This is a genomic window from Pseudooceanicola sp. HF7, assembly GCF_011806405.1.
GTDB lineage: Bacteria > Pseudomonadota > Alphaproteobacteria > Rhodobacterales > Rhodobacteraceae > Pseudooceanicola.
Map to the genome: position 1 here is coordinate 126711 of NZ_JAATOW010000002.1, position 6056 is coordinate 132766.

The following is a 6056-nucleotide window of genomic DNA, read 5'->3' on the forward strand; positions in this document are numbered from 1 at the left end:
ATGTCAGCGCCGGGAGAGAACTTCAAGATCGACGGGGACAGGCTTTGGGAAAGCCTCATGGAGATGGCGAAGATCGGGCCGGGGATCGCGGGCGGCAATAATCGCCAGACCCTGACGGATGAAGATGCCGAGGGCCGCGCACTGTTCCAGAAATGGTGCGAAGAGGCGGGCTGCACCATGGGCGTCGACAGCATGGGCAACATGTTCTTCACCCGTGAGGGAACGGATCCGGAGGCGCTGCCGGTCTACGTGGGCAGCCACCTGGATACCCAGCCCACGGGCGGCAAGTACGACGGGGTCCTGGGCGTGCTGGGCGCGCTTGAGGTGGTACGCACGCTCAACGACCTGGACGTGAAGACGAAACACCCGATCGTTGTGACCAACTGGACCAACGAAGAGGGCACCCGCTTTGCCCCGGCCATGCTGGCCTCTGGCGTCTTTGCGGGCATTCACCAGGAAGACTGGGCCAAGGATCGCGTCGATGCAGAGGGCAAGCGCTTCGGCGATGAGCTGAAGCGGATTGGCTGGGAAGGCGATGAGCCCGTGGGCGCGCGCAAGATGCATGCCTTCTTCGAGCTGCACATCGAACAGGGCCCGATCCTGGAGGCCGAGGGCAAGAACGTCGGCATCGTCACCCATGGCCAGGGGCTTTGGTGGCTTGAGGTCACGCTGACGGGCAAGGATGCTCATACCGGCTCTACCCCGATGAACATGCGGGTGAACGCGGGCCTGGGCATGGCGCGGATCACCGAGCTGGTGCACCAGATCGCGATGGAGGCCCAGCCCGATGCGGTGGGGGCCATCGGCCAGGCCAATGTCTATCCCAACTCGCGCAACGTGATCCCGGGCAAGGCGGTCTTCACCATCGATTTCCGCTCTCCCGAGCAGGAGAAGCTGGACGGGATGCGCGCGCGGCTGGAAGCCGAGGCGCCGAAGATCGCCGAAGAGCTTGGCCTTGGGATCTCCATCGAGCCGGTGGGGCATTTCGATCCCGTCACCTTCGACGAGGGCTGTGTCACCGCGCTGCGCGATGCGGCGGAACGGCTGGGCTATTCGCACCGCGATATCGTCTCGGGCGCCGGGCATGATGCCTGCTGGATGAACAAGGTGGCCCCGACCGCCATGGTCATGTGCCCCTGCGTGGACGGGCTGAGCCATAACGAAGCCGAGGACATCAGCAAGGAATGGGCGAGTGCGGGGGCCGATGTTCTCTTGCATGCAGTCGTGGAAACGGCTGAAATCGTGGAATAAGGGGCTTCGGCCCCCAAACGCGGCATGACCGCGAGACCCCCGGACACCAGACAAAAGAAACGGCCGGGGCCAGACAGGGAGTTTACGAGATGAGCAAGGTCATCAAGGGCGGGACGATTGTCACCGCGGATCGCCAGTGGAAAGCCGATATCCTGGTCGAAGGAGAGACCATCAAGGAGATCGGGCCGGACCTGAAGGGCGATGAATACGTCGATGCCGAAGGGGCCTATGTGATCCCCGGCGGCATCGATCCCCATACGCACCTTGAGATGCCCTTCATGGGCACCACGGCGGCGGAGACCTTTGAAAGCGGCACATGGGCGGCGGCCACGGGCGGCACCACCATGCTGGTCGATTTCTGCCTGCCGGGTGCGGACGGGTCGATCAAGAACGCGATCAACGAATGGCACCGCAAGTCCCAGCCGCAGATCTGTTCCGACATCGGCTATCACATGGCGATCACCGGCTGGAACGAGCTGATCTTTGAAGAGATGAAATATGCCGTGGACAACGGCGTGAACTCCTTCAAGCACTTCATGGCCTACAAGGGCGCGCTGATGGTGGAGGACGACGAGATGTTCGCCAGCTTCGCGCGCTGCAAGGAGCTGGGTGCGCTGCCCATGGTCCATGCGGAGAACGGCGACCTTGTCGACCTGATGCAGAAGAAGTTCCTTGCAGAGGGCAAGACCGGGCCGGAATGGCACGCGCGCTCGCGCCCGCCGGAGTTCGAGGGCGAGGCGGCCAACCGCGCGATCACCATCGCCGATGCCGCGGGCACGCCGCTTTACATCGTGCACGTCTCCTGCGAGCAGGCGCATGAAGCCATCCGGCGCGCGCGCCAGAAGGGGATGCGCGTCTACGGTGAACCGCTGGCGCAATTCCTGACGCTGGATGAAAGCGAATACCTGAACACCGATTGGGACCATGCCGCGCAGCGCGTGATGTCGCCGCCCTTCCGCGGCAAGGAACACCAGGACGGCCTTTGGGCCGGGCTTCAGGCGGGCTCGCTTCAGGTGGTGGCCACCGACCACGCGGCCTTCAGCACGAAGCAGAAGCGCATGGGGCTGGAGGATTTCACCAAGATCCCCAATGGCTCCAACGGGCTGGAAGAACGGCTTGCGGTGCTCTGGACCTATGGCGTGGAAACCGGCCGGCTGACGCCCGAGGAATTCGTTGCCGTGACCTCGACCAACGTCGCCAAGATCCTGAACATCTATCCCAAGAAGGGTGCCCTGGTGCCGGGGGCGGATGCGGATATCGTGGTCTGGGATCCCAAGATCACCAAGACGATCAGCGCCAGCAACCACCATTCGATCATCGATTACAACGTCTTCGAGGGCAAGGAGGTGACCGCCCAGGCGCGTTACACCATGTCCCGCGGAGAGGTGATCTGGGCCTGGGGTCAGAACAGCCAGCCGCAGCCGGGCCGTGGGCGTTTCGTGCCGCGTCCGGCCTTCTCTTCGGCGTCCAAGGCGCTGAGCAAGTGGAAGGAGCTGAACACGCCGCGCTCCGTCAAGCGTGATCCGTTGAACATTCCGGCCGGGATCTGAGGTTAGCTTCGTGAGCCAAGTACCTGTGATCGAGGCGAAAAGCCTTGATCTGACTTTCGAGACGAACGACGGGCCGGTGCAGGCCCTGAAGGACGTCAACCTGGCCATCGGCAAGGGCGAATTCGTCAGCTTCATCGGCCCTTCGGGCTGCGGCAAGACAACCTTCCTGCGCTGTATCGCGGCGCTGGAGACACCGACAGGCGGTGAGCTAACCGTGAATGGGATGACGCCGGAGGAGGCCCGCAAAGCGCGCGCCTACGGCTATGTGTTCCAGGCGGCGGGGCTCTATCCCTGGCGGACCATCGCGGGCAACATCAAGCTGCCGCTGGAGATCATGGGCTTCAGCCGGGCCGAACAGGAAAAGCGCGTGAAAAACGTGCTGGAACTTGTTGATCTAGAAGGCTTTGGCAAAAAGTACCCCTGGCAGCTAAGTGGCGGGATGCAGCAGCGGGCCAGCATCGCCCGCTCGCTTGCCTTCGATGCCGACATCCTGCTGATGGACGAACCTTTCGGCGCGCTGGACGAGATCGTGCGCGATCACCTGAACGAGGAGCTTCTGAAGCTCTGGGCGCGGACGGGCAAGACGATCGGATTCGTCACCCATTCGATCCCCGAGGCGGTCTACCTGAGCACCAAGATCGTGGTCATGTCGCCGCGCCCGGGACGGATCACCGATGTGATCGACAGCCCGCTGCCGAAGGAGCGCCCGCTCGACATCAGGGATTCCGCGCAATTCCTTGAAATCGCGCACAGAGTGCGGGAGGGCCTGCGTGCGGGTCATGCCTATGACTGAGGCCCCCACGAGTGAGATCCAGGTGCGCCGCGCCACATCCGAGGATGCGCCTGCCTGTGCGGCCATCGTGGATGACTGGATCACCCGGACCGACTGGATGCCGCGCGATGCCACGCTGGAAGAGCTGGAAGCCGGGATCGCCAACGCGATGTCCCTGCGCGAGATCTGGGTCGCCGGCGATCCGGTGGAGGGCTACCTGTCGCTTGATCCCGACAGCCTGAAGATCGGTGGTTTCTATTGCAGCCGCACCGGCGAGGGCCTGGGGCGCGCGCTGATGGACCGGGTCAAGGAGGGGCGCGATTACCTTTGGCTGCACACCCATGTGCCCAACGAGGCCGCGCAGCGCTTCTACCGCCGCGAAGGCTTCATCGAGCTGGCGCGCGTTCCGGCCGAGCCTCCGGGCACGGTGGACGAGGTCCAGATGGAGTGGCGCGGATGATCAACAAGATAGGACCGGTCCTGGCCGTCCTGGCCGTGATCATCGGGCTCTGGTACCTGGCCTGCATGCCGATGAACATCCGCCTGGCGCTGGACACCGCCGAACGCCAGGGCGCCGTGATCACCCCCGAAGGGCGGGTGAACCGGCAGGAGCATTCCGCCATCGGGCTGGTGATCAAGAACCCGCAGCATGTCGCGGGCATCTGGTCCCAGAAGAAACCGCGCCTGCCCGCGCCGCACCAGGTGGTGGCAGAGCTGTGGCGCACCACGATGGAGGTCAAGCCGACCAGCAAGCGCAGCCTGGTGCTGCATGGCTGGGTGACGCTTTCCGCGACCGGGCTGGGCTTCATCATCGGCTCTCTCTCCGGAGTGCTGCTGGCCATCGGGATCGTGCACAACCGCGCCATGGACATGTCGGTGATGCCCTGGGCCATCGCCAGCCAGACCATCCCGATCCTGGCCATCGCGCCGATGATCATCGTCGTGCTGGCCTCTGTCGGGTTGCAGGGGCTGATCCCCAAGGCGCTGATCAGCGCCTACCTCAGCTTCTTCCCGGTGGTCGTAGGCATGGTGAAGGGGCTGCGCAGCCCCTCGCACATGGACCTGGACCTGATGCAGACCTGGAGCGCGACGCGCAGTCAGATCTTCTGGAAGCTGCGAATGCCGGCCTCTGCGCCCTATCTCTTCGCCTCGCTCAAGATCGGTGTCGCGTCGTCCCTGGTGGGGACCATCGTGGCAGAGCTGCCCGCGGGCGGCGGCCAGGGGCTGGGCGCGCGGCTGCTGTCGGGCAGCTACTACGGGCAGACGGTGCAGATCTGGGCGGCACTGTTCGCCACGGCGATCCTGGCAGCGGCGCTGGTGGCGCTGATCGGCGGGATCGAGAAGGGCGTGCTGAAACGGATGGGGCTGGCAGGATGATGAGCAGAGCTATTCCGAGACAGGCGCCAATCGCCAACGGGACGGGAGGTGCGCCATGATCGAGGTCATCGCAGCCTTCCTGGCCTGGGCGGGGATCTGGGTGCTGAACACCCGGCTGGCCAACGGGCCGGCCAGCAACACGCGGGCCGTGCAGCTTCTGGTGCCGGTGCTGTTCGGGGTGACCATCCTGGTGGTCTGGGAGCTGGTCGTGCGCGGGCTAAACGTGCCCATGGTCATCCTGCCCGCGCCCACCTCAATCGCCGCCACCATCGGCGAGAGCGTTCCCACCCTGTGGAACGACTTCGTGCAGACCTTCGTCAAGGGAGCGCTGTCGGGCTTCGCCATCGGGGTGGCCGCGGCATTCGTCGTGGCGATCTTCGTGGATCGCAGCGAGTTCCTGAGCCGGGGCCTGGTGCCGGTGGCCAATTTCCTGGCCGCGCTGCCCATCGTGGGCACCGCCCCGATCCTGGTGATGTGGTACGGCTATGACTGGCAGTCCAAGGCCGCCGTGGTGGTCGCCATGGTCTTCTTCCCGATGCTGGTGAATATCTCTGCCGGCTTGCAGGAAACCACGCCGATGCAGCGCGACCAGATGAAAACCTGGGCAGCAAGCTATTGGCAGGCCTTCTGGAAACTCCGTTTGCCTGCCGCAATGCCCTTTCTCTTCAACGGGCTGAAGATCTGTTCTACGCTGGCGCTGATCGGCGCCATCGTGGCGGAATTCTTCGGATCCCCGCTGTCCGGCATGGGCTTTCGGATCTCCGTTTCGGTGGGGCGGCTTTCGCTGGACATGGTCTGGGCGGAAATCTTCGTCGCCGCGCTTGCGGGATCGCTGTTCTACGGGGTCATCGCCCTCGTGGAGCAATGGGTGACCTTCTGGCACCCGTCACAAAGAAAAGGGCGCTGAACAACAGGGCCCGCAACAAACTCTTCAAGGGAGTATGACATGAAGAAACTGATCGCAGGGGGCCTGGCCCTGTCTGCCATTGCCGGCAGCGCCGGGGCAGAGGAAATCACGCTGCAGCTGAAATGGGTGACCCAGGCCCAGTTCGCCGGCTACTACGTTGCGGAATCCAAGGGCTTCTACGATGAGGCCGGGCTGGACG

7 protein-coding genes are annotated in these 6056 nt (G+C 64.2%); all 7 read left to right on the forward strand.

Going from position 1 to position 6056, the window contains the following annotated elements; translation table 11 throughout:
- Entirely contained in the window at positions 1-1251 is a 1251-nt protein-coding gene (locus HCZ97_RS01360; RefSeq protein ID WP_167686870.1) for a Zn-dependent hydrolase, read from the forward strand.
- Positions 1252-1340: 89 nt separating this feature from the next.
- A complete protein-coding gene (gene hydA, locus HCZ97_RS01365) occupies positions 1341-2801 on the forward strand; it encodes a dihydropyrimidinase (RefSeq protein ID WP_167686871.1) in 1461 nt (486 codons plus the stop codon).
- A gap of 10 nt (positions 2802-2811) precedes the next feature.
- Complete coding sequence (locus HCZ97_RS01370; RefSeq protein WP_368484304.1) at positions 2812-3594, forward strand: ABC transporter ATP-binding protein; 783 nt, start codon at positions 2812-2814, stop codon at positions 3592-3594.
- Positions 3587-4033, forward strand: a complete 447-nt coding sequence (locus HCZ97_RS01375) for a GNAT family N-acetyltransferase (protein WP_167686872.1) — start codon at positions 3587-3589, stop codon at positions 4031-4033. Before HCZ97_RS01370 ends, HCZ97_RS01375 begins: the two co-directional genes overlap by 8 nt.
- Positions 4030-4950 carry an ABC transporter permease gene (locus HCZ97_RS01380; protein ID WP_167686873.1) on the forward strand — a complete coding sequence of 307 codons (921 nt, stop codon included), beginning with the start codon at positions 4030-4032 and terminating at the stop codon, positions 4948-4950. The genes HCZ97_RS01375 and HCZ97_RS01380 overlap by 4 nt, the downstream gene beginning before the upstream one ends.
- Before the next feature lie 55 nt (positions 4951-5005).
- Entirely contained in the window at positions 5006-5857 is an 852-nt protein-coding gene (locus HCZ97_RS01385; protein ID WP_167686874.1) for an ABC transporter permease, read from the forward strand.
- Between the two features lie 39 nt (positions 5858-5896).
- Positions 5897-6056 (forward strand): ABC transporter substrate-binding protein (locus tag HCZ97_RS20510; protein WP_167686875.1); only part of this gene is annotated, 160 nt, incomplete at its 3' end.

Coding starts and splice junctions, on each gene's coding strand:
- HCZ97_RS01385 (WP_167686874.1), top strand. CDS start 5,006: ATGATCGAGGTCATCGCAGCCTTCCTGGCCTGGGCGGGGATCTGGGTG.
- HCZ97_RS01375 (WP_167686872.1), top strand. CDS start 3,587: ATGACTGAGGCCCCCACGAGTGAGATCCAGGTGCGCCGCGCCACATCC.
- HCZ97_RS01360 (WP_167686870.1), top strand. CDS start 1: ATGTCAGCGCCGGGAGAGAACTTCAAGATCGACGGGGACAGGCTTTGG.
- hydA (WP_167686871.1), top strand. CDS start 1,341: ATGAGCAAGGTCATCAAGGGCGGGACGATTGTCACCGCGGATCGCCAG.
- HCZ97_RS01380 (WP_167686873.1), top strand. CDS start 4,030: ATGATCAACAAGATAGGACCGGTCCTGGCCGTCCTGGCCGTGATCATC.